16 protein-coding genes and 5 pseudogenes are annotated in these 21,011 nt (G+C 58.3%); 9 read left to right on the top strand and 12 right to left on the bottom strand.

Going from position 1 to position 21,011, the window contains the following annotated elements:
* Positions 1–379: 379 nt before the first annotated feature.
* A pseudogene (locus tag ACOIX3_RS29090) lies at positions 380–1,479 on the bottom strand (IS110 family transposase).
* A gap of 223 nt (positions 1,480–1,702) precedes the next feature.
* On the opposite strand from ACOIX3_RS29090, the pseudogene ACOIX3_RS29085 reads away from it, so the two are divergent.
* A pseudogene (locus tag ACOIX3_RS29085) lies at positions 1,703–2,723 on the top strand (IS110 family transposase).
* Positions 2,724–3,018: 295 nt separating this feature from the next.
* On the opposite strand, the gene ACOIX3_RS29080 reads toward ACOIX3_RS29085, so the two are convergent.
* Both ACOIX3_RS29080 and ACOIX3_RS29075 read right to left on the bottom strand, forming a co-directional pair.
* Positions 3,019–4,290: an extracellular solute-binding protein gene (locus tag ACOIX3_RS29080; protein ID WP_420965409.1), complete on the bottom strand. Its 1,272-nt coding sequence runs from the start codon at positions 4,288–4,290 to the stop codon at positions 3,019–3,021.
* Between the two features lie 72 nt (positions 4,291–4,362).
* On the bottom strand, positions 4,363–4,980 hold the full coding sequence (locus ACOIX3_RS29075) for a carbohydrate ABC transporter permease (protein WP_420965408.1): 618 nt from the start codon (positions 4,978–4,980) through the stop codon (positions 4,363–4,365).
* 55 nt (positions 4,981–5,035) lie between these two features.
* Here ACOIX3_RS29075 and ACOIX3_RS29070 point away from each other — a divergent pair, with 55 nt between their 5' ends.
* Entirely contained in the window at positions 5,036–5,248 is a 213-nt protein-coding gene (locus ACOIX3_RS29070) for a hypothetical protein (RefSeq protein WP_420965407.1), read from the top strand.
* Here the strand turns inward: ACOIX3_RS29070 and ACOIX3_RS29065 are convergent.
* Positions 5,171–5,497 (bottom strand): annotated as a pseudogene (locus tag ACOIX3_RS29065) (carbohydrate ABC transporter permease); the annotation flags it as partial. The gene ACOIX3_RS29070 and the pseudogene ACOIX3_RS29065 sit on opposite strands and share 78 nt — an antisense overlap.
* Positions 5,498–5,615: 118 nt before the next feature.
* Positions 5,616–6,254 carry a hypothetical protein gene (locus ACOIX3_RS29060; protein ID WP_420965406.1) on the bottom strand — a complete coding sequence of 213 codons (639 nt, stop codon included), beginning with the start codon at positions 6,252–6,254 and terminating at the stop codon, positions 5,616–5,618.
* Between the two features lie 141 nt (positions 6,255–6,395).
* On the opposite strand from ACOIX3_RS29060, the gene ACOIX3_RS29055 reads away from it, so the two are divergent.
* Positions 6,396–6,521: a hypothetical protein gene (locus ACOIX3_RS29055; RefSeq protein WP_420965405.1), complete on the top strand. Its 126-nt coding sequence runs from the start codon at positions 6,396–6,398 to the stop codon at positions 6,519–6,521.
* 302 nt (positions 6,522–6,823) lie between these two features.
* Here ACOIX3_RS29055 and ACOIX3_RS29050 read toward each other — a convergent pair whose 3' ends face one another.
* Positions 6,824–8,338 (bottom strand): hypothetical protein, encoded by a 1,515-nt coding sequence (locus tag ACOIX3_RS29050; RefSeq protein WP_420965404.1) that lies wholly within the window; start codon positions 8,336–8,338, stop codon positions 6,824–6,826.
* Between the two features lie 1,009 nt (positions 8,339–9,347).
* On the opposite strand from ACOIX3_RS29050, the gene ACOIX3_RS29045 reads away from it, so the two are divergent.
* Together ACOIX3_RS29045 and ACOIX3_RS29040 are read left to right on the top strand one after the other, a co-directional pair.
* Positions 9,348–9,530 (top strand): hypothetical protein, encoded by a 183-nt coding sequence (locus tag ACOIX3_RS29045; protein WP_420965403.1) that lies wholly within the window; start codon positions 9,348–9,350, stop codon positions 9,528–9,530.
* Positions 9,531–10,642: 1,112 nt separating this feature from the next.
* Positions 10,643–11,492, top strand: a pseudogene (locus ACOIX3_RS29040) (transposase).
* 108 nt (positions 11,493–11,600) lie between these two features.
* On the opposite strand, the gene ACOIX3_RS29035 reads toward ACOIX3_RS29040, so the two are convergent.
* Positions 11,601–12,779 (bottom strand): amidohydrolase family protein, encoded by a 1,179-nt coding sequence (locus tag ACOIX3_RS29035; protein ID WP_420965402.1) that lies wholly within the window; start codon positions 12,777–12,779, stop codon positions 11,601–11,603.
* 1,335 nt (positions 12,780–14,114) lie between these two features.
* Here ACOIX3_RS29035 and ACOIX3_RS29030 point away from each other — a divergent pair.
* The 3 genes and pseudogenes from ACOIX3_RS29030 to ACOIX3_RS29020 form a co-directional block, all read left to right on the top strand.
* Positions 14,115–14,339 carry a hypothetical protein gene (locus ACOIX3_RS29030; protein WP_420965401.1) on the top strand — a complete coding sequence of 75 codons (225 nt, stop codon included), beginning with the start codon at positions 14,115–14,117 and terminating at the stop codon, positions 14,337–14,339.
* A gap of 247 nt (positions 14,340–14,586) precedes the next feature.
* Positions 14,587–14,679, top strand: coding sequence for a hypothetical protein (locus tag ACOIX3_RS29025; RefSeq protein ID WP_420965400.1), 93 nt, complete (start codon positions 14,587–14,589; stop codon positions 14,677–14,679).
* Positions 14,680–15,207: 528 nt separating this feature from the next.
* A pseudogene (locus ACOIX3_RS29020) lies at positions 15,208–15,824 on the top strand (IS630 family transposase); the annotation flags it as partial.
* 67 nt (positions 15,825–15,891) lie between these two features.
* On the opposite strand, the gene ACOIX3_RS29015 reads toward ACOIX3_RS29020, so the two are convergent.
* The 5 genes from ACOIX3_RS29015 to ACOIX3_RS28995 form a co-directional block, all read right to left on the bottom strand.
* Entirely contained in the window at positions 15,892–16,935 is a 1,044-nt protein-coding gene (locus ACOIX3_RS29015; protein WP_420965399.1) for a succinylglutamate desuccinylase/aspartoacylase family protein, read from the bottom strand.
* 49 nt (positions 16,936–16,984) lie between these two features.
* On the bottom strand, positions 16,985–17,809 hold the full coding sequence (locus ACOIX3_RS29010; protein WP_420965398.1) for a class I SAM-dependent methyltransferase: 825 nt from the start codon (positions 17,807–17,809) through the stop codon (positions 16,985–16,987).
* Between the two features lie 55 nt (positions 17,810–17,864).
* Positions 17,865–18,374 carry a GNAT family N-acetyltransferase gene (locus tag ACOIX3_RS29005; protein ID WP_420965397.1) on the bottom strand — a complete coding sequence of 170 codons (510 nt, stop codon included), beginning with the start codon at positions 18,372–18,374 and terminating at the stop codon, positions 17,865–17,867.
* Between the two features lie 67 nt (positions 18,375–18,441).
* Positions 18,442–19,599, bottom strand: coding sequence for a PLP-dependent aminotransferase family protein (locus tag ACOIX3_RS29000; RefSeq protein ID WP_420965396.1), 1,158 nt, complete (start codon positions 19,597–19,599; stop codon positions 18,442–18,444).
* Positions 19,600–19,638: 39 nt separating this feature from the next.
* Entirely contained in the window at positions 19,639–20,253 is a 615-nt protein-coding gene (locus ACOIX3_RS28995; RefSeq protein WP_420965395.1) for a CDP-alcohol phosphatidyltransferase family protein, read from the bottom strand.
* 578 nt (positions 20,254–20,831) lie between these two features.
* Here ACOIX3_RS28995 and ACOIX3_RS28990 point away from each other — a divergent pair.
* Entirely contained in the window at positions 20,832–21,011 is a 180-nt protein-coding gene (locus ACOIX3_RS28990) for a hypothetical protein (RefSeq protein ID WP_420965394.1), read from the top strand.

The following is a 21,011-nucleotide window of genomic DNA, read 5'->3' as shown; positions in this document are numbered from 1 at the left end:
TTTGAGACACGGATTTCCGGGGAGCGCTCTCGCAGGCCGCTTCCCTCTTGCTCGCACTGCCGGGCCGGCCACCAGTGATCATGCACGCTCGCAGACTGCCCCTTCATCCGGTAGGTGGCCGCTGAACGCTCTGATGTCCGTTGTCAGTCTCGGAACGCAGAAGCTCGACCGATCGCGGATCGGCTGTTCATGCTGTTGATCACGCAGGGGTGGAGGCGGAACTGAAGGACGTCGGTGATCAAGGGTTCGATACCGCATTCCCGATTGTGCGTCCGAGGTCTGCTCCTACTACTGTGGGCGTCGGCGCTCTTGCCGGCCACAAAGCGTCTGACGGGCGTTCCCTCTGCCGTGGCGTGGTCCCCCCTCCGCCCATGCGCGATCAGAATGGTACTTGATCAGCTGCGTGCACCTGCCTTGCGACCGCACGGGCGATTGCCGTGCGGAACACTGTCGTTCGCTTGCCATGCCCGGCCAGCTTCCGGTAGTGGGTCGTCAGGCGGCTCTGCGCCTTCCATGCGATCTACCGCACCGTCGGGGATATCTGCTCAAGCCGGTATAGCTTCCTCTTTCCGACCTTGGGCGGGTGACGATAGGTCCAGGCGCTCTCGACCAGCATCTGGCGGACACAGCTGTTACCGGCTTTGGTGATGCCACCGCGCCTGACGGTCTCTCCGGTCGATCGCTCGCCCGGCACCAGGCCGAGATAGCCCATGAGTTGACGCGGACTCTTAAAACGGTTCACGTCACCAACCTCAGTCGCGAATGTCACCGCGACGATCAGATCGATCCCTGGCAATGCCTGCAGCGCCCGCACGTGCGGTTCCAGAGACCAGGCCGGGACGAACTCTTCGATCGTGCGTTCCAGACGTTCGACCCGCTCACTGCAGATGCGAACCGCCTCGAGCATCTCTTGGAGCGCGATCTGATGCGCGGGGTGATCGAACTGCTGTTCCTGAAGCCAGCGCAGACGGCGCAAATCCAGCCCTTCTTGCAAGGATAGGCGCGTCCATTAAGCATGAAGGCGCTCACCTGTTGGCGGTGGACCCGCAGCGTCTCGACCCGCCGCGGCTCGGGCGCGGACGAGATCTCGCGTCGCTTTGTGGCTTTCATCGGGAATCCATACTGCCGTTAACTCACCCGCGCGCAGCAGCCGGGCGAGAGAAACGGCGTCCCGGCGGTTCGCCTTCACGCCATCGCCCGGCTTCCTCGGGATCAGCGATGGCGCAACCACGGTACATTCGTGGCCGAAAGATCGGATCAGGCGATACAAGCCATAGCCTGTCGGACCGGCCTCGTAACAGAAATGCACACGATCAAACCGGCTGGCGATCCGATCAATGACCCGCCGCATGCTGGTCGCCGCCGCCTCGATTTCACCGAAGGAGCGAACCTCTCCTTCCCCGCCTGCCTCCATGATCTCGATGGCGTTCCTCAGCTTCGGACGTCGATTCCGACAAATGCTTCTCTATGATCCGCCACGGCTCGTCCTCCTGTGATTAGGATCGGCTCGGACCGCCCGAGCAACCCTCGGACGTGGAGTGTAGCGCGAGCCACCGCATCGGCAGAGACGAACACACATAGGGTAATCGCGGGAACGATGCCCCAGGCCTTCAGACGATGGATGCTGGTGGCTATTCCCCGATAAGATGGAAGTACGGGCTCACGACGGAAGCCGGGCCCAAGCATCTGATGGAGAACAGCCATGGAAGAGTATATCGGCCTCGACGTCTCTCTGAAAGAGACGGCGGTATCTATTCGGCGCGGCGGCGAGCGTGTCTGGCGCGGCAAGTGCGTCTCGGATCCACAAGTTCTTGCAGCACTGATCCGCAAACACGCCCCGCGGCCAAGCGAGTGGTGTTTGAGACCGGACCGCTGTCCGTCTGGTTCCTTCATGCCCTCACTGCGGAAGGGCTGCCGGCGATCTGCGTTGACGCCCGTCACGCGAAAGCCGCGCTCGAAATGGCAGCCAACAAGACCGACGCCAACGATGCCGACGGACTCGCGCATTTGGCGGAGGTTGGCTTCTTCCGCGAAGTGCGGGTGAAGGGTTTCGACAGCATGCTCTCGCGGACTTTGGTCGCGGCTCGAACGAAGCTCTTGCGAGCGACGCTTGACGTCGCGAACCAAGTCCGCGGGCTCATGAAGACGTTCGGACTCATCGTGCCACGCGGCATGGGCGGTAAATTCGAGGCGTATGTTCGCTCCCTGTCGCCGACAATGCCGCTCTCGCCCGGATCATCCTGACCTTGCTCGAGGCATGGCGAAGCCTACGCAGCCAGGCGGCCGAACTGGGCCGGCAGCTCCTCGCGGAGGCACGCCGGAGCCAGCAATGCCAGCTGTTGATGTCGATCCCCGGCGTCAGTGCGATCACCGCCACCGCCTACCTGACCGCCGTCGAGGATCCAGCGAATTTCAAACATTCGCGCTTGGTCGGCGCCTGGCTGGGGCTGACCACGCGGCGCTATCAGTCGGGTGAGGTCGACTATGACGGCCATATCTCCCGACGCGGAGATATCCATGTCCGCTCGCTCCTCTATGAAGCCGCGGTGGTAATCCTGACCCGCAGCCACACAGACGGCGATCTGCGCAGCTGGGGCATGAAACTACGCGAGAAGATCGGCTTCAAACGCGCCGCTGTTGCCATTGCCCGCAAGCTCGCCGTCATCATGCATGCAATGCTACGCTCCGGCGAACTCTTCGACAGGGTGGCAGCTACCGCCTGACAACGAACTCGAAAGCGCCCATGCTGTGACGAGGCGTCCCTGCCGGGACGTAGGCTGGTCCATTCCGTTAAGACCGTTGCACCACGAGGTTGCTCGGAGCGAGCGTGACATATATTGGAAGGACTATCCCGCGAAGCCCCATGATGCGGCGGCTTTATGCCGACCGCGTAGACGACCATGCTCCCGGCAAACAACGTCCCGTGCAAAAAAAGCGCTTGCAAATGCCGCTATTAGACGACGGTCTTACGATAAATCTGGACTGCATCTCACACCTTCGTCGAGTCTTGTGAGGTTATCATGTGCGCGGCAGGAGGGCCCGAACCGCTTGCGTCATGGTCTTCAGCGTCTCGCCGGGTGCGGCCTTCAGTGTCGCCACCTGACGCAAATGGTCGATCATGAGGTCGGTGATCTGCACCGTATTGTCGCCTGGATAGCTGTACCAACCCACGAGCTGCCGGCTCCGTACCAATCCCGCCTGATGATTGGGATGCTGCGCGTAGAAGTCGCCAAGTAATTCGGCGCCTCTGACCGCTTCCGGATCGACTGGGATTGCGCCCGTGGCCTTCACCACAAGCGTCTGGATTTCTGGACTCGACATGAACCTAAGGAAAGTCCAGGCCGCCGTCTGCCGCTCGCGGTTCTTGCTGAAAATGACACCCATTCTTCCGCCGGCTGGCACACGACCATTGGGGGCGGTGAGCGGCCACGGGACGGTGGCAATCGCGAACCGACCCGCGGCCTGTTTCTCCAGGCCGATCAGCACGTTGTTGGAGGTGGCGAGCACGCCAATCGTGCCGGCGCCAAACGCCTGGAGCGCCTGGGCCTGTGTCATGTCGACCATACCAGCGTCGCCAAAACCGCGCAGGACCTCCATCGCTGCCGTGCCCACCGGCCCGTCGAACGCGACGTCGCGCCCGTCCGGCGTCGCCATCTGTCCGCCTTGCGCTGTGATAAGCGCCTGGAAGGTCCATGCGGCGCCGAGATCGAAGAACCCGCCAACGAGGCCGCCGCCAAGCGCGGTTATTCGCTTGGCGAGATCGAGCAGGCCCGACCAGTCCTGGGGCAGCGCATTCGGATCCACACCGGCGCGCTGGGCGAGGGCGATGTTCACCATGCACACCGGCACTGAGATCTGGAACGGCACGCCATAAAGGCGGCCATCAACCTCACCGATGCGCCTGATCGCTAACGCGGGGTTGAAGCTTGCCCAGCTCTCGTCAGCGGCGGCCAGATCTTCGAGCGGCTGCGCGATGCGGCCGCTGACCAGCCGCAACGCATGGTTCTTGGCTGGAAACGAGATGTCCGGCAGGTCGCTAGTGACTGCCCGTAGCAGCGTCTGCTTCAACAGTTCATCACTGTTGACCGGTGTTGGTTTCAGGAACGATATGGTTGTGGTGCCGCGCTCGGCGAATATCTCGGCGGCGCGCACCATTAGCACATCGAAGGCGCTGGTGGCATAGGAGGATCGGAGACTGAGGGGTGACTGCGCGCGTACGGATTTTTTTGCCATGATGATCAAGACGGCCAAAAGAGCTTTCAGTAAATTGCGTCGGGTGATCAGGTTCATGATGGACCTTTTGTTGGCAGGATGATCTTCAGCTTCTTCACTTAACTGCTCCCCCTGTCATTCCTCGACGAACTATTTCTGAGCGGCGAGGAAGGCGACGACGAGGGGGAGGACGACGATTGCGGCGGCGGCCATGAGAGGCCCATAGTCGTTGCCGACCTCTTCGTTCCTGAATGCCATGATCCCGAGCGGCGGCGGCATCAGACTTTCCGAGTGCACCACGATCAGCGGCCAGAACAGCTCGTTCCAGTGGCTGACAACGGAGAAGATTGAAAAGGCGATGACCGCCGGCAGCGGCAGGGACAGCACCTGATCAGGCAAAAGAAGGCCGATTAGCACCAGGCCGAAGAGCAAATCGCGACCCGGAAAGCGCAGCTTGGCGAGCGCGTACGCGCACGGGGCGCGGACGAGGATCTGCAGCATCAGGATCATCGCGCAGACGATGAGGCCGTTGCCCATGTAGCGTGGCAGCGGCGCTTCGGTCAGCGCCCTGGTGTAGTTCTCGATGCCATAGAACTGGGCGGGCCAGAAGGAGAAACTCGCCCGGAAGAGTTCGCACGGCGACTTGATCGACAGCGACACCATCCACACGAAGGGCACAAGAATGAGCGCTCCGGCGGCGAGCAGTACCGCATGACGAAGAATGGCTGCCGGCGGCGACAGGCGGTTGATCGAACTGGTGATGGTCATTGGTAATGCACCTTCCTCCATGACGCGCGCCTGAACGAGAGTCGGCGTCACGACGATGGCGAATGACTGCGATGGCGGCGCCATATCCAGTGCGCAGATCCTCGAAGCTTTCCCTATAGAGGATATAAAGCAACAGTTCGGAGGCGTGGCCGGGGCCGCCGCGGGTGAGGATCTGGATGGTGTCGAAGGCCTCGAAGGCCCGGAGCGCCACGACGATGACGACGAACATCGCCACCGGCCCAAGCAGCGGCAGGGTGACGGTGTGTAGGCGGTCGAACCAGTGATCGGCGCCGTCGACTTCGGCAGCATCGTAGAGGTCCTGGGGAATGCTCTTGAGGCCGGCGAGGAATAACACCATGGCGAAGCCGAGATTCTGCCAGATGCCGATGACGGCGAGCACCGGCAGGACGGTCGTCTCGTCGCGCAGCCAGTCGGCGGTTGGCAGGCCGAGGGCGGCGAGCGTCTGGTTGACGAGGCCGATGGTCGGATGCAGCAGCGCCTCCCAGGCGATGGCCATGGCGGAGAGCGCGGAAGGGCAGGAAGTGAACGGCGCGGTAGAAAGCGCGGCAGGACCTGCCGCTTTTTGATCAGGAGCGCGATGAGGAGCCCGAGGACGATGGTGCCCGGCACGACGATCAGCACATAGACGATCGTATTGACGAGCGAGGCCCTGAAGGCCTCGTCGGCGAAGACCTGCGGAGATCGGCGAGACCGACGAAGGCGAGCGTCCGCGTCCCGAACTGCCAGTCGGTGAGCGCGATGACGAAGACGGCGATCACCGGCAGGAAGAACAGGGCGAGCTGCAGGACGACGGCCGGCCCAGATACTTGCTCGCGGCGCCCATCGGCGCCGATCCGAGCGCCTTGAAGCAGGAATGGCCCGGATTGATTGAGCTTGCGCGCAACCGGCATCATCAACGCTCTTGTCGGCGGCATCTTCGATTTCGGAGACGCCTGGACATTCCAGGCCTTGATCATCGCGCTGGGCGGCCGGGTGGCCGAGGACCAGCGTGCTGTCGCCTTTGACGCGCTGGAGGGATTAGCGGCGTTGCAGATCCTGCGCGGCCGCGGCGGGGTCGGCATGGGCATGGTGTACATGACGCAGCCGCGGGCGTTCGGTGCCGACTCGGTCGGGATGCGCGCAACATCAAACAATATGCTTGAAGGTGTACAGAGGCGGGCGGGCGGCCGCTTCAGAATCGGCGCTGTTCCCTGGCCGATGCCTTCGCGGCGGACTAGCTTGCCGGCAAGAGGACCCACTGGCGTGGTCTTCACGTGCGATCCCCGCGCGTCAAGCCGCGGCATTGTGCTTCCTGCGGTTCGCATTAGCGCCGGACCGGGCGTTGGTCGCAAGCGCGGCCGGGAGCGCGGAGCAGCGTTTTGACCGGCTGGTACACCTAATCCCGCGAGAACACTGTGCGCATCATGCAGACGATGATCGAGCATCCGCGTTCCGTTGCGACGCCGCGCGTCACGCCGGAAGCTGCGCTGCAGCCGATGAGCCATGACGACGTTCAAGCCCTCTTGCCGCATTTGAATTAAGGTTCGACCATGGAGTCGCCCCCGCCATATGACAAATTTGCCCGCCCTGGCACGTCCGCCGGCCACATTCTGTTTCCGCTCAGCACGCAAATCGTTAGCTCCTATGCGAAGCATAATTGGCTGTTGCGCAAGGATTAGGTTTTTCGTTTCGGTGCCGAGCCCTGGCGGCCGGTGACCGACGTGCGCGACGAAGCGCGTGCGGATGCGGCGCTGCTCGCCATCTACGAGCAGGAGCGCGCAGGCCTTGACGTCGTAACCGACGGCGAAGCACAGCGCGCCGCTTATGTTAGCGCTTGCAGTGTTCAAATACGAACAGCGGTCCATGTAGCCGCTCCAAATTGAGAGCGAAAGCTGGGGCTTGCGTATTCGTCGGCGGCGGCACCGGTGGAAACTGCTCCCGCGAGTGAATTACCCTCAATAACTCCGTGAAACTGGAAGAATATATTCATTGGATCATTCTCCATTTTCGAGGAAAGGGAGACATCCGATCCCAATATGCGTCCCAGTATTGGCGATGATCCAAATCGCCCGTGATGAAGCCCCTCGATTGTACCGTCTGGTAGCTGTGTTAACTCGAAGGTATGCCGCGCTTGCGTGGCCAAATAGCTGATCTCTACTTTCCATGTCCCGGACAAGTTGGAGTGAACTTTTGGAACATTTTGGTTACCGACGGAGCGCAATGGTGACCTTCGAAAGGCCTCTGCAATAGAAAGACCTACTATCTCGGCCTCAGCAGCTGATTGGATGTTTAAAGGGTCAATCAACAACGAAGAGGCGGTGGCCCAGAAATCTTGCAGCTTTACGCGATACCGATCAAACGCAAATCCGCAAATGTATGCTCCCGTTAGTGCGACGTCATTAGTCCAGGAGAGGGAAAGTCTGGGGACGATCGTCCCATCGGGTCTGTCGATATGGGCGGCTATTGGAACATCGCGCAACTGCTCGACAATTATCTTGAGAAGGGAATTATACTGATCAATGTCGCGTGATCCGTTTGACAGCCAGTCTTCCAACGCGGTGAGTGCGCCGACGATCTCCTCCTTTCCGACTTTCATCGCTCGGCCAACAGCATGGTGAGGTGGTCCATTTAGCCAAGCCGCGCGGCACAAATCTTCCCGTCCAATGAGAAATCCGGTGGATTGTGGACCTCGAATGCATTTTCCCCCAGAGTAGATGACGAGATCGGCGCCGCGCGCGAGCCATATGTCCGGGCTGGTAGGAGCAAGGCTGGCTGCATCAACAACTATGGGAATATTCGGAGCTTGGTCGCGAAGGTTCTCTAGTCTGATGAATCCGGCCGCCTCTGCACGTCCGAGAACACATATTATCGCCGGTCTGTTTGACAGTGCATTTGTCAGCTCGCACTGATCCGCAACCTCGACAATAGTCCCTCCAACGTGGCGGATGGCGGTATCGTATGGAAATCTGTGTGATTTGATGATAATTGCGTCGGAGGAAAGATCGTGGGTGTGAGGCAGACGTAGCATCGCCTCGGGGTCATTTCCTGCAATGCAAGCAGCAGTCGCGAGTGCGAGAGCGGCCGTACTACCTGCAGAAACTATCCCCCATTGCGCGCCCGTTAGCTTAGCAATATAGGCGCCTGCCGCTTCTGCAAGTTCATCAAGATCAACAAAGTGCCGTGAAGCGGCCGAAATTGCATCCATGACCCGAGGGCTGGGGTTGCTACCACCATAGTTTGTCCGAGTGCCTGTACAATTGATGATCGGTTGAACGCCGATGCGTCTATAGACCCAATCAGCGGAGGTCGCGGTTACGTTTTTGTCATTACCGAAATTTGTGGGATCAAAGACATTCAACGCTTTCTCCTTCTTCGTTTCAACAAGCCAATCGTTGCCTCGATTTGATTGGGAGACCTGAATCAGGCGATCTCCAATCTCGAGCTGCGCAGGAAATCGTTTGAACAGCGCCGCTCTCCCCTCGGCTCGTCATAGTTGCGGGCTCGTGCCATGGAGCATCAGGTGTTCGCACAACGCCCACTGCTGGACTCGCCGGTCCAAGCGCAACTGAGGGCTCAATTGCGTAGCCATGGGTGGGACACCAGAGTGATGCAGGTCCTTGTGCATGTCCGCAACGGAAGAAGTGCCAATCTGTCCCGACTTGGCCCAAGATTGGGTGCACCATTGGTCTTCGTGAGGCTGCAAACCCGCCCTTCCGTGAACGAGGAGAAGTCGCGATTGGAGCAGACCTGACAGAGCGGCTTTTCTGCAGCCGACGAGTCAGCGCAGGGGATCAGGGCTATTGACGAGAACAGTTTGCGGGTTGTCATTATGCCGGTGACGATCATCAGCACGCGCTAGCATCAGGCAATAAGTGGCATGCTTCTCATTTTAGGTGCACTACTAACGTTGGTAGTTGAACTGAACGCAAAGTGTGTCTTTTTAGGTAAAAGAGTTGACTGCGCGTCGCGGAGGGCACCGCATGAGTGTGCGCATTCAATGCTCTCGTAATGAATACGGTTTCCGCATATCCAGCATGGGCTCTGGCGTCATCCTGATGCGCGGCAGATGGCTTTTGATGACGTCAACCTCTGGATCAAAATTGCCGAGACGTTGGAGGCAGGGCTGTTCGACGCGATTTTCTTCACAGGTATCGTGGGGTCTATGGGCCGGTCGGCGGCGACTACACCGTCAATGCGCGCGAAGGTCTCCAGATTCCGAGCAACGACGCGTCGGTGCTGCTCTCCGCGTTAGCCGTCAACACCGAGCATCTCGATCTCGCCTTCACGAGCTCGGCGCTCAAGGCCCTTCCGTTCGAATTTGCACGCCGTGCCTAGACGCCCGACTATATCAGCAAAGGCCGTGAAGCTTGGAACATCGTCACCTCGACCTGGAGAGCGCCGCCCGCAATTTCGGGCTCGAACGGCTCACCGCGCACGATGAGCGGTATGAGTGGGCCGAGGAATATCTGGAGGTCGTGTTCAAGCTACGGGAGGGCTCGTGGGACGGCGGCGTGCTCCTGAAGGACCGATACCGCGGTATCCTTTCCTGATCAACTGGATCATTCCGGGATCCTATCTGGAGTTCAATGCACATCGTCTTCCCGAGTTGCAGCGGCGCGGCCTGGCCAAACGCCAATGTGAACTTGCGCCGCAGTTCGGCCGTGACTGGCTGGACGACTCACCCGGGCGCGCGCTGGCGCGGCGCCTTCACGCTTCGCCAGGCGGCCCAGTGAAGCGCTGCATCTACACATCTCAGTGAAGTGAGGTACGGATCTATCTCTGCTTGAGGCCTGTCTCCGGTCCAATCGCGGCCTTGTCGGGGCACGACACGGCTCCGTCGAACTGAACGCCAAAATTTCAAGGAGGTTTATTAATGAGGGCTTGTAGGCGCGGGCACGCGCATATCTGTGTCGATGGCTAGTTGACCAGTACGCGCCAGCCTCTCGGCGGCGAACGGAGCTACGTTTGCCTGCGTAAGACGCCCCGGCGACAGATAGCGCTTGTCTGGGTCGATCGTCGTGTCGACCGCGGCCAGCCCGTTAGTCGGTTGCGCAAGCACAATTTGTCAAGCCAGCGCTGATGCACCTTGTCAGGTGGAGTGTGATTGCCCTGATACACCGCCTGCAAGCTCTCTCACAAGCCCGCGACGTTAGGCTGATGATAACGCCATCGCGAACGGACCGTGGCCGATCCGGTCGAAGGTCGCGCATCCATCAATGGAGATCGCCGTAGGGCACTGCCAGAGAAAGTAAGACGTGAGGTCGCTCGGATTATCCATCGGACGAAAGCACGCGCTGGTGCAGTGGCGACGTAGGCTCGCAGGCCCCTGGCAACGCGATCCGCAACAAAAGGAAACTCCGACTGGCACCGAGCGCGCGGGCTACACCGTAATAGGCCGTGCCGACCCTCGATACTCCCGATTATGTCAGCATCGTCACAGGAAACCAGGTAGCCAGCGCCATCGAAGACATGCTGGCGGCAAATGTGGTTGGGAAAAGAAGAATAGGGCGCGGGATCCGAGCCGTAGTGGATCTCGGGCCAATCAGCCGTAGAATATTGGAATGTCCCGGGTTCTGTTGAAGTTCTGAAGAGGTTGGTGCGGCGTTGCCCCACCTTGAGCCGGTAGGCTCGGGGTGCTGATTCCACAAAGGAGCGCAACGCCATGACGAGAGATATCAACCGGCCGGTTCGCCGGCGACCGGGGCTGTGGACGAAGCGTTCAGAAGTGCGGGCAGTTTCGATCGGTTCTATCTTGCGGTAGGGATCGAGGCGCTCGGCGCGATGAAGGAGGCGGATGTCACGGCGGCCTGTGGCCCGCGCCATGGTCGCGACGCGGCGCGGCGGGCGCACCGTTGGGGCCGAACGCGGGGACGGATCGGGTTCCACGGCGGCAAGATCGAGGTCGAGCGCCCGCCTGGTCTCGCGCGGGCTCGACCCGACGGTGCCAAGACTGTTCATCGCCGAGGCGCGAAGGCGTTGTCGAAGGCGATCCGCCGCATCTTCGGCCCGGCCGCTGCGATCCAGCGCTGCCAGATCCGCAAGGCGCGCAACATCATGGAACGCCTGCCGAAAGAGCATCATGCGGCCACCCGTCGGGTGGTGCGCCAGGCCTGGGAGTTCGATGACGCCGACAAAGCTGAACAATTGATCCGCAATATCGCGCGCCGACTCGACCGGCAATGGCCCGGCGTAGCGGCCAGCATCCTCGAAGGCCTCGACGAAATCCTGACTGTCGTCCGGTTGAAGCTGCCGACGGAGATTCGTCGATCGCTCGCCTGTACCAACATCGCCGAGAACATGATGGGCGCCATTCGTCGCGTCACGCCCAACATCGAGCGCTGGCGGGATGCCGGTATGGCCTTACGATGGGTCGCAGCCGGCATGATCGAGGCCAACAAGGGCTTCCGACGATTGAATGTGCATAAGCACTTGCCGGTTCTGCGTGCGGCCCTTCACGCTCACCACGATCGCATGACGATCAAGCCCGTTGCCACGTCAGGAGGGCCGCGTAACATTCATTCCAGCAACGTCGGCCCGACGTAGTTCAACAGCGATCGGGACATCTCCGTAGAACAGGCTGGATCCAGTAGCTGTTGCATCTCGTCTAAATGGCCCGGGGACTATATCGGCAACATTGCCGGATCTACTAAGCGACCCGACTTAACGACGATCTCCACTTCGCCAAGGGCCGCGATATTTGATATCGGGTCAGCACTAAGAACGACGAGGTCGGCCGCTCTTCTCGCAGCAATAGTCCCCACTTGATCATCGATGCCTAATAGGATTGCGGCGTTCCGGGTGACCGCTTCAATGCATTGCATTGGGGTCATCCCCCATTCCTCCATCGTACGGCACTCATCGATCAGATTTCCCAGGGTGTCCGAACCAAAGGCGAGCGTCACTCCTGCCTCAAGGGCATGTCGAAAGCCCATTTTGTAGTGCTCGGCGAGCTTGGCGCTGTGACGCCTGATGCCCTTACCTCGGCCCCAGTCATTTTGGAGCTCCTTATAGCCACTAAGTGTGGGTACGAGGCCAACGCCCCGTTTTGACATATTCCTTGCGGTCGCAGCGCTTAGGAATACGCCGTGTTCGATGGTGTCAGCGCCAGCCTGGACGGCATTGACGATCGCTTCGTCGCAAAGCGCGTGCGCCATGCATCGGCGGTTATGGTGGTGCGCAAGGTCGAAAGCAGCCTTCATCGTTGCGACGTCCATATTGACCGCGCTTAGTGGCTCGCCTTCATCAAGGTTCCATTCGATGCTCGCCATGCACTTGATGAAGTCAGCCCCGCGCTTAATCATCTTTCCGGCGGCTTTCTTTGCCTCAAGAGGACTATCCACCTCAATAAAAATCTCGTGCACGTAGCCCGCCGTTTCGGTAAGGCCCTGACCGACGGCAAGAATGCGAGGGGCGACGATCTCCGAGCTTGCAAGTGCAGCCTTGAGCGACAGCGACAATCCTCTGGCTGCACCCGCGTCGCGAACAGTGGTTATGCCCTCTCGCAAGTTGACCAGTGCGTTTCGGATTGCTCGCGTGATCGCCAGCGCATCATCGGCAGTCGCGCGATCTGTCAGCGAGCCACGAAGGCGTTTTAATGTCAGGTGGTCGTGAGCATTAATGAAACCTGGCAAAAGATACTTCCCAGTCAGGTCTATAAATCGCGCTTCGGCCTGATCACCCAACTCACCTGCAGAGCAGACGGCAATTATGCAGCCGTCCTCCACGATGACAGCGGCGTTCGGAATGGGCTTGCCTCCAAATCCGTCGATCAATGTTGCGCCGCTCAATACGAACCGCATTCTGATTTCCACCCTTATAGAGCGATGAAATCCGCCGACAATCTAGGCGCAATGTGCTGTCATCATCGGGGCCCCTTAAGACATCTCAACGGATCCGTTGCTGTCGAGGTGCCGCTAGCCCCGGAGCAGGGGCGTCAATAGCTCTGCGATGCGCGGCGGGTACCCCGGGGGCGAAACTGGTAAAGTTGCCCGAGGTCATCAAAAACGTCCCAGGGCGTATGAATCTCGTCCGACGCAGCATGGCCGGTATCGTGCCTCGTCTGGGCATGTCAATTTCTCCAAAAGTGTAGATCATGCTACGTCTGGGCAATCGCCCTCTCGTCCATGCTGACATCCAGTCAACAGAAGAATTTCATGCGCCGCCTCCCGCGTTGCTCAAAGGGAGAAGTGTGCGCCACAGCCGCCTTGCCCGTCACCACTACGCCAGCCCCAATCCCCAGCCGAGACCGATTACTGGCGGCAGTTCAAGGCTACCAACAGGCCAATGACGACAAACTGATAGGTGGGTCCCTGATGGTATTTTGCATAGTCACGCAGATCGCCGATCATCGCCTTGCCTCGGAGATTAAGCTACCGCGGGAAGGGCGCGCCCCTCGGGCGGGAAACTCTCCTCGCGCATATCTTCGCTATCGGTCTCAAACCAGAGTCTAGCGGGTGCAATTACGCATAGCCGCGGCTGCTGAGGCGGTGTGATAAGTACGGCCAAGACAGTGTCGAGTAGTCATTGGAGCAGATCTGAGCGCGCAGCACTGCAGGCAACGATTCTGCGCCGTCGATCGGATCGTTAGCGAGCAGAGAGGTTGGTTGATGCTGCATACCGAATTCCCTGCAAGTTAGGTTCCAGCAATAATTGTCACATGTCTGTCGTCTCGATCAATTGCTAACGTTGGTAGTTGAACGGGACGCAAAGATCCGTAAGTCACCCCAGGCAAGATTGATTCTGTATTTGCAGCTCTCGCTGTGCTCAAGGTTGAGCACGTCCCGACATCTAGACTTGCTCTGGCGACAGAAGCGTCGTTGAGCGCAAATCGGGTGCCAGCCATGTGAAACATTCTCGCGTTCGGAAGCACCCATGTGACGGTTGGCACGCTTGCCGACGAGTTTGGCCGCAAGCCCTTTTGGGTCGGTGACGGTCGTGAGCGGCTTCCGGTTGAATGGAAATATATCCAGCGTTGGCGAGGTAAGTGGTACTCGACTTTGTGGACGCTATAGCGAAATGCAACAACATGCTCCCGGTAAACTACCAACACTGCCAGTTGATTTAGACCAAGGAAGCATGCCACTTGGGGTTCGACGAAGGTGGGCAGGTGAAACGCGCCTGCGAAGGAATTCGGCATGAACGTCAACGAAGATCTCTCCTCGCTAACGGACCTGATCGATCCTGACTTGTCGGTTGCAGAAATGCAGCGCGCTCAGATCTGCTTCAGCCACGAGCCCTCCTTGGTTATCATGATGCGGTCTCCGGTGCGAGTCAGACGCGCAGGCTTCAAAGGCCTATGCGCGTCGCGCCGGTCATTTGCCTGCTACCATGCCTACCGCTATGCGAACGAACTTTCATGAAGCCAGCTCTTTGAGGTACTCGAGCGCACCGTGTACTCGACCGAACTGCCCGTACTCGTTGACGGCGATTGCGGCTTCCCGAACTTCAACAATGCGCGCCTCCAGGAAATCGGACCGGTTGCCTAATTGGATTTTGGGCCGTTCCGTCGCAACAGACGGAGCGGAGAATGACGCAGAGGACGAGACGGAAGATTGACGCGGCGCTAAAGGTGAAGATCGCGCGGAGGCGTCGCGCGAGCATGCGACGGTGGCTGATCTGGCGCAGCGTTATCAGGTTCATCCGAACCAGATTTATGCCTGGAAGGAGCAGCTGCTGGAGCAGGCTGCGCGGGGCCTTTGAAAGCGGCAGCGGCGATGCCGGGGGCGGCCACGCGCGCGAGATCGAGAAGCTGCACGCCAGATTGGCCAGTTGATCGTGGAGCGGAATTTTTAGCGAAGAGGTCCGGAAGATGGGCACGCCGAACCGCCGCGCGCTCGTTGACCGCGGCCATGGTGAACTGTCGGTGCGCCGGCAGTGCCAGCGGCTGGGAATCGCCCGCTTCGGCATCTAGCGGCTGCGACCGCGAATGATGATGACGATCCGGCGTTGTTGCGGCGGATCGACGAGCTGTTTACCACCTGGCCGTTTCTCGGTTCCCCCCGGCCGATGACGGCGATGCTGCGGGCCGGGGGCCATGCGGTCAACCGCAAGCGCTCGGGCCGAATCCGCGCACCACGAAGCCGGCGCCGGGGCACAAGAGTTACCCCTATCTGCTGCGCGGTCTTGCGATCGAGCGGCCGAACCAGGTCTGCAGACAGTGCTGTTCGCAGCGTGATATCAGGAGATCGGAGCGGACGAGAATCCAACTACGAGATTGATCCCCGTGGTCCCACGGATGGGGTCTACTTCAGCGTTCGCTCCGTGGCTGCCGAAACTGGCATCTCCAAGACTAGCGGTAAAGCGTTATTTCCGAAGGTTCAGCTTGCAACCAGATCGCTCTGAAGGCGTCAAGCTGTCCAACGATCATTTCTTCATCGAGAAGCTGCGCGACGTCGTCGGGCTGTATCTGACCTCGCCCGACAATGCATTGATGATCTATGTCGGATGAGAAGAGTCAATGCCGGGGCTCTGGAGCGCACGCAGTCAATACCGCCCATCGGCTTCGGCACGTCAAAGCGATTCCTCACGACTAAAAGCGTCACGGACCACCACGTTGTTCGCAGCGCGAATGTGATTGATGGGACGGCCCCTCGCCAGGTCAAACCGCGTCATCGGCATCAGGAATTCCTATCGCTCCTGCGCGAGATCGATAAAGCGGTTCCCACAGGACTAGATATCCACCGTATCATTGACAAGTACGGACCCGCAATTAGCCGAAGATCAAGGCCTGGTTCGCGATCAGACCGCGTCGGCACATGCACTTCATTCCCAGTTACAGTTCCTGGCTTTACCAAGTGGAGCGCTTCTTTGTGTTGATCACCGACAAGGCAATCCGCCGCGGCACACGTCGCCCGACGCGACTTCACTTGCTCCGGGCATGAGAGGCGGCTGCAATAGGCGCCTAGGTGCCCGTCAAGATAAATGCGCATCGCGCGCTTGCGAAATCTCAATCCTCTTCCCAAGCGCGAACAAATTATCGCCAATTTTTGTTCGACCAGGAGCTCGCTTGCTAATAATGGTGCCGCCATGCTTGAATCTAACAACCTCGGGCTCCCGCCATGGCGTTTCTGTAAAATGCACCACACCAGCGACATCACCGGCTGTGACGTCTTCTCCGAGTTTACAACGAGCCTCAAAAATGCCGGTTGCGGTTGCATAAACAACGCCGGTGGCTGCCTGACGACGATAAAACGTCGAAGTGGGGGCAGCCTCCTCTTCACCATTGCCCTTCAAAAGGCCTACATGCCGAAGTAGCCGCGGCAAACCGCGTTCGGCGGCACGAAAGGTATCGACAGAGAACGCTCCGGCGCCACCCAGTTCAGTCGACATGTGGCCCACGCCGAGCCGACGGCATGAACCGAGCAACCGCTGGTCGCCGCCCTTAAGGCCCGCTATAAGGATACTGTTTGGCATGGCGAATGCTTTCAAAAAGCCAATCGCCTCGTTGCGCAGCTCCGGCTCGTCGGGCTCAACCAGATGAGCCGTGGGAATGTATTCGCAGGAATAGCCGCCCGAATGAAAATCAAAACAGTAACGGACCTGCGGTAGCAAGACACTATCGATGTAGTGAGCAATCATCTCAGTCGGCGTGCCGTTTGCATCGCCCGGAAAAAGGCGGTTTAAGTTCCCGTTGTCAATTGGAGATACCCGAGTCCCAGCTGCGACAGCCGGAGCGTTTACCCCCGGAAGGATTATCAGCCGGCCTTGGATGTCGTCGGGAGTGATGCTGCGTAGCAATTTCATGAGTAACACTTGTCCCTCATATTCATCGCCATGATTGCCTGCCATCAGCAAGACGCTGGGGCCTTCACCATTTTTCACGACTGCGACGGGAACGGGGATCCACCCAAATCCAGCATCGTTGCTGGAAAAAGGAACGCGTAGATAGCCGTGGGCCTTGCCGTCGGAGTTGACGTCAATCTCTGACGACAGCTGGCTTTCGTTTTTTTTATCCATCTGCATCGCTATCCTTGTTACTGTACACCAGTAATCGACCACAAAGATTCTATACTTTGATCGCCGTTATAACAAAGGTTGTGAAAGGAAATTCCAACCGTCCGTCCGGGCCTATGTACTTGTCGACCAGAGTGTGAAGCTCGTGAATGAGCTCTTCGCGCGGTCGAATCTTTAAAGCCTGTTTGAAATGGATCGTCGATGTAAACCTCGCCTCAATGCTGCCGCGGTCGTAGAAGTGGGTCCATTCGACCCGTCTTTCTTCAACTTGCTTAAAGGCAGATTGAGCCGCGAGTTCGTCGGCAAAATGCATCTCCGAAAATGTGCCGTGCTGGTTCGCGAGCGTTCCGCGTCGATAGCCCGGCACATTAGCTTCATGTAGACTCTGATATTCCGAGAGAAAGTTGCTCTCCGCAAACCGACCGTAGTTATAAACGGTGGCGACAACGCCACCTGGTGCGAGTACTCGCTCGACCTCTTTATAATAGCGTGGGCGATCGAATAGTTGAGCAGACGCGGCAGAGCTCACGACAGCAGCTGAGTTACGTGCGAAAGGTAGCGCCTCGGCAGGAGATTTTAGATATGCTATTTTTTCATTTTCTATCTTGTTTGCTTCCGCGATCATATCCTCGTTCGGTTCCACGCCGAATAGTCTGAATTTATGGCCAACAAATTGAGCCAGGAGACGCGTAAATTTCCCTGTGCCTGAGCCGACATCGACCCAATACTTATGGCTGAGTTGGCTATCAAGTCGATCAGCAATCATATTTGCCGTCTCGGTTGGATATTCTGGTCGTGATAGTTGATAAAGATCAGCTACACCCGAATATATGGCGGTCATTGGAGCTTGGCTTTTGCTAGTCGAAGCGGATTGCATGACAACTCCCTCTGGACGTGTGTGGAATTCGAGCTCGTGCGATGCGATATGACGTTTAGACGCAGTGCCTGCCCACGACGTTTCTGGGTCTCTGCGGATGTGAAAGCAACGAGACCAGTGCGTCTGTCAGCCTCACAAAAGTGGAACAATGCGGGCCGGTCGGCGGAATTTCGTATGGCTCGCCAATTGTTTCGAACCCGAGCCGGATATGGGTTGCGACGGCGGCCATCCTTGTCAGGCCCCAAAGCGCGCGAGCTCCTTTAGCATGCGACCTGGCAATGACAGATTTCAAAAGCGCTGTTGCTACTCCCCGTCGCCTCGCAGACTCGATTACGGCCAGCCCTCTCAACCGCCAGCTGTTATCGCAGGGATTGAACGGGCAGGGCTCCGGGCCAGCAGAAAGCATTCCAGCGGTCTGGCCATTTATGGTCGCTATCAAGTGAATGGCCATATCCGAAATGTCGGCCTGCGACACCAATTCCTCAGGTTTTCGGTCGGGCCTTAAGAGCTCGTGGCGAAGTTTCAAAATAGCGTCCAAGGGGCTTTCAACTATTGTTATCAGCATCGTCGAACTCCCTTTAGGTTAGGTAGCAATCCGAGCGAGACGGACGCCGCATTCACTGCTTGCATGTTCAATCGTTCCAACCCGATGGAAGGTGTTTCCGGATTATCTTGAGCGCGCGCTCCAGGAGTTCGGGTGTTTCGGGGTTGCCTATACCAACTCTGATCGCCTCAGGGGGGTGGAAAGCCGGCGATGCATACGAATTGCTGCCCGCAACCTGAACGCCGTCTGCCTTCATTGCGATTGCGACCTCCTCACTTGGATGTTTCTCAGTCAGCGGAAACCACACGTGAAGGCAGCCTGGATTGGCGACATAGTGACGATCGCCCACAACCTCATTGAGTAGTTCGTGTCGCGACCCAAGTTCTTTCTTTACAGCCGCTAGGATTTCTAAGTCGTCACCTCCTCTTATGAACTTCGACATCAGCGCCGCGCTAATCGGTGTTGCCATCCAATAGGTAGCGCGAACGCCGGGCCAAAAGACCCGAAAAGCTTCAGAAGGATTGGGAGCAACAACGAAGGCCAATTTCAGTCCTGCGGCGAAGCTTTTTGCTGTTCCCAAAAGATACCACGAGATCTCCGGAACGATCGCGGAGATGGGCTTGATAGGAGACGAACTCAAAAGACTATAGACGTCATCTTCAATGATCTGCACATCGTAACGTTTGGCGATTTCGGCAATCTGTATTCGACGATCCATCGACATTGTGATCGTCGTTGGATTCTGAAAGGTGGTAACTAGATAGATTGCCGCCGGCCTTGAATTTCTACACACGACTTCGAAAGAGTTTGGTTCGACGCCGTTATCATCTATAGGTACATCAACGATAGCTACCCCATAGCGTTGTGCGAAAGCTCGGACTGGCGGGTAGGTCATGTGTTCGACCACCAGGTGCCGCCCCTTTGGAACGAGTGCGGGAAGTATCATTTGGATCGCGGCCTGCGTGCTGTGGGTGAGAACCACACGGTCAATGTTAGGAGGGGCACCCAACCGCCGACTAGCGAATTCGGCTCCCATGGATCGATCTTCCTCCGTTCCGCTCCACCGGTGTGTCGCTACAAGGCTTGATGGCGATATCGTCTGGAGGAGATCTTCAAATGCATCCGCGAAAATACGATCGAATGTCTTAGGAACAGGCGGTGGATGGTTCAGATTGAGGCGGATCAACCCGTCTTTGTCGAGACATCTGTCGCGCATCGGGCCTGCCGGCTCGTGAATTTTGTTCATTGTCATCTCGATTGTAGGAGCGGCCAAGCTCGCATCTTGTTAAGGAAGGGCACTCCAAATAAGTGCCGCGGAACCTGCGACTGCAAAGGCAGTCGCGATCGGCACGCCAGTGCCACGAATGGCTGGGACGCGGATTGCAGTGGTTACGTGCAACAACGCGAGTGTGATGAACGCTGCCGCAATAATCGTCGGAAAAACATCATCTGATAACAACGGGCGGGCGAGCAGCAGAAGGGCTAGAAGTGGCGTATCGTAAGAAACCGGAATTCCGGTAAATCGCGCGTCCGGTGTCAGTCCTACATTTTCGAAATAGCTGAGCCTGATCGCGCCCGCCAATACCAGAACTAAGCTCGCGACAAGCGACAGCGCCGTGCCTTGACCAACAAGGATAATGATAGCAGCCGGGAAAACGACGCCATGAATAAAGTCGGCAAAGCCATCAAAGCTCTTTCCGAACTCCGCCACACCTGGACGGCGAAGGTGACTGGTCTTGCGAGCAACATGCCCGTCCCAATGATCCAGAAACCAGGTCCAGAGCATTGCCGCAACGCCGAGTTCTATCTTGCCGTTGAAGGCCAAAAACAGCCCGATGACGGCAAACAAATAGGCGACGGCAGTAATGGCATTTGCATAGTCACGCAGATACCCGATCATCTTCTTCCTCCGTGCCGCAAGCGACATGGACGGTTCCATAGGAAATGCGCTACCCATCGCCGGTGCGGCACTCTGCTCTGGCAGGCACGGATCATCTTCAACATCGGTCTCGAAGCATCTGGTTTCGCGGCGTGCCGCCGCTCAAGCTGCAGCTCTCGATATAGGACAAGAAGCGCGGGGATTTCCTTGACACAGGTCTTACCACTCCCGTTCTTCACAGTTCGACGAACTGCCGGCGCTAGATGTTCGCGCAACGCGCCTGCGAAAGAGCGCGCTAGGTTAATCGTCTCGAACGGAGACCTTGTCTGGACTTCTACGGGCGTCAGGTTCATGAGGAAGGTAGCGAAACGATCGTGAGTCACTTCGATAGCCGAACCGCTCATCGATGACTTAAACGTGGTATCAGCCGCAAGGCTCTGCTTGGTAGATAGGACAGTTCGAAACGTTGTTTCGAGAACTTCTGGCGCGAAGAACACGTCGTCTCGACAAAGGCGGTGTTGACAACGACCATCCCATTTTGGGCTAGCGGTTCGAAGTTGGCACCGCCGTTGCGAAATGGCTGATGCTGGACACATTGGATGTCGATGTTTTCGAACCGGCGCCCGCACGACTATTCCATGGCGTTTTGGCGATACTGCGCGACGGTCGTCGCTTCGGAAATCCACGGATCGGAGCTGCAGCGCGTTCTCCAGCAACGGGATTTCATTCATCTCTACGAAGGGTTTCGGAACGAGTTGCAAGTGGAGGCGCTGTCTTGA

Origin of the sequence: Bradyrhizobium sp. B120 (genome assembly GCF_049075665.1) — a bacterium.
Taxonomy (GTDB): domain Bacteria; phylum Pseudomonadota; class Alphaproteobacteria; order Rhizobiales; family Xanthobacteraceae; genus Bradyrhizobium.
This window is presented reverse-complemented; position numbering and strand designations above follow the sequence as displayed.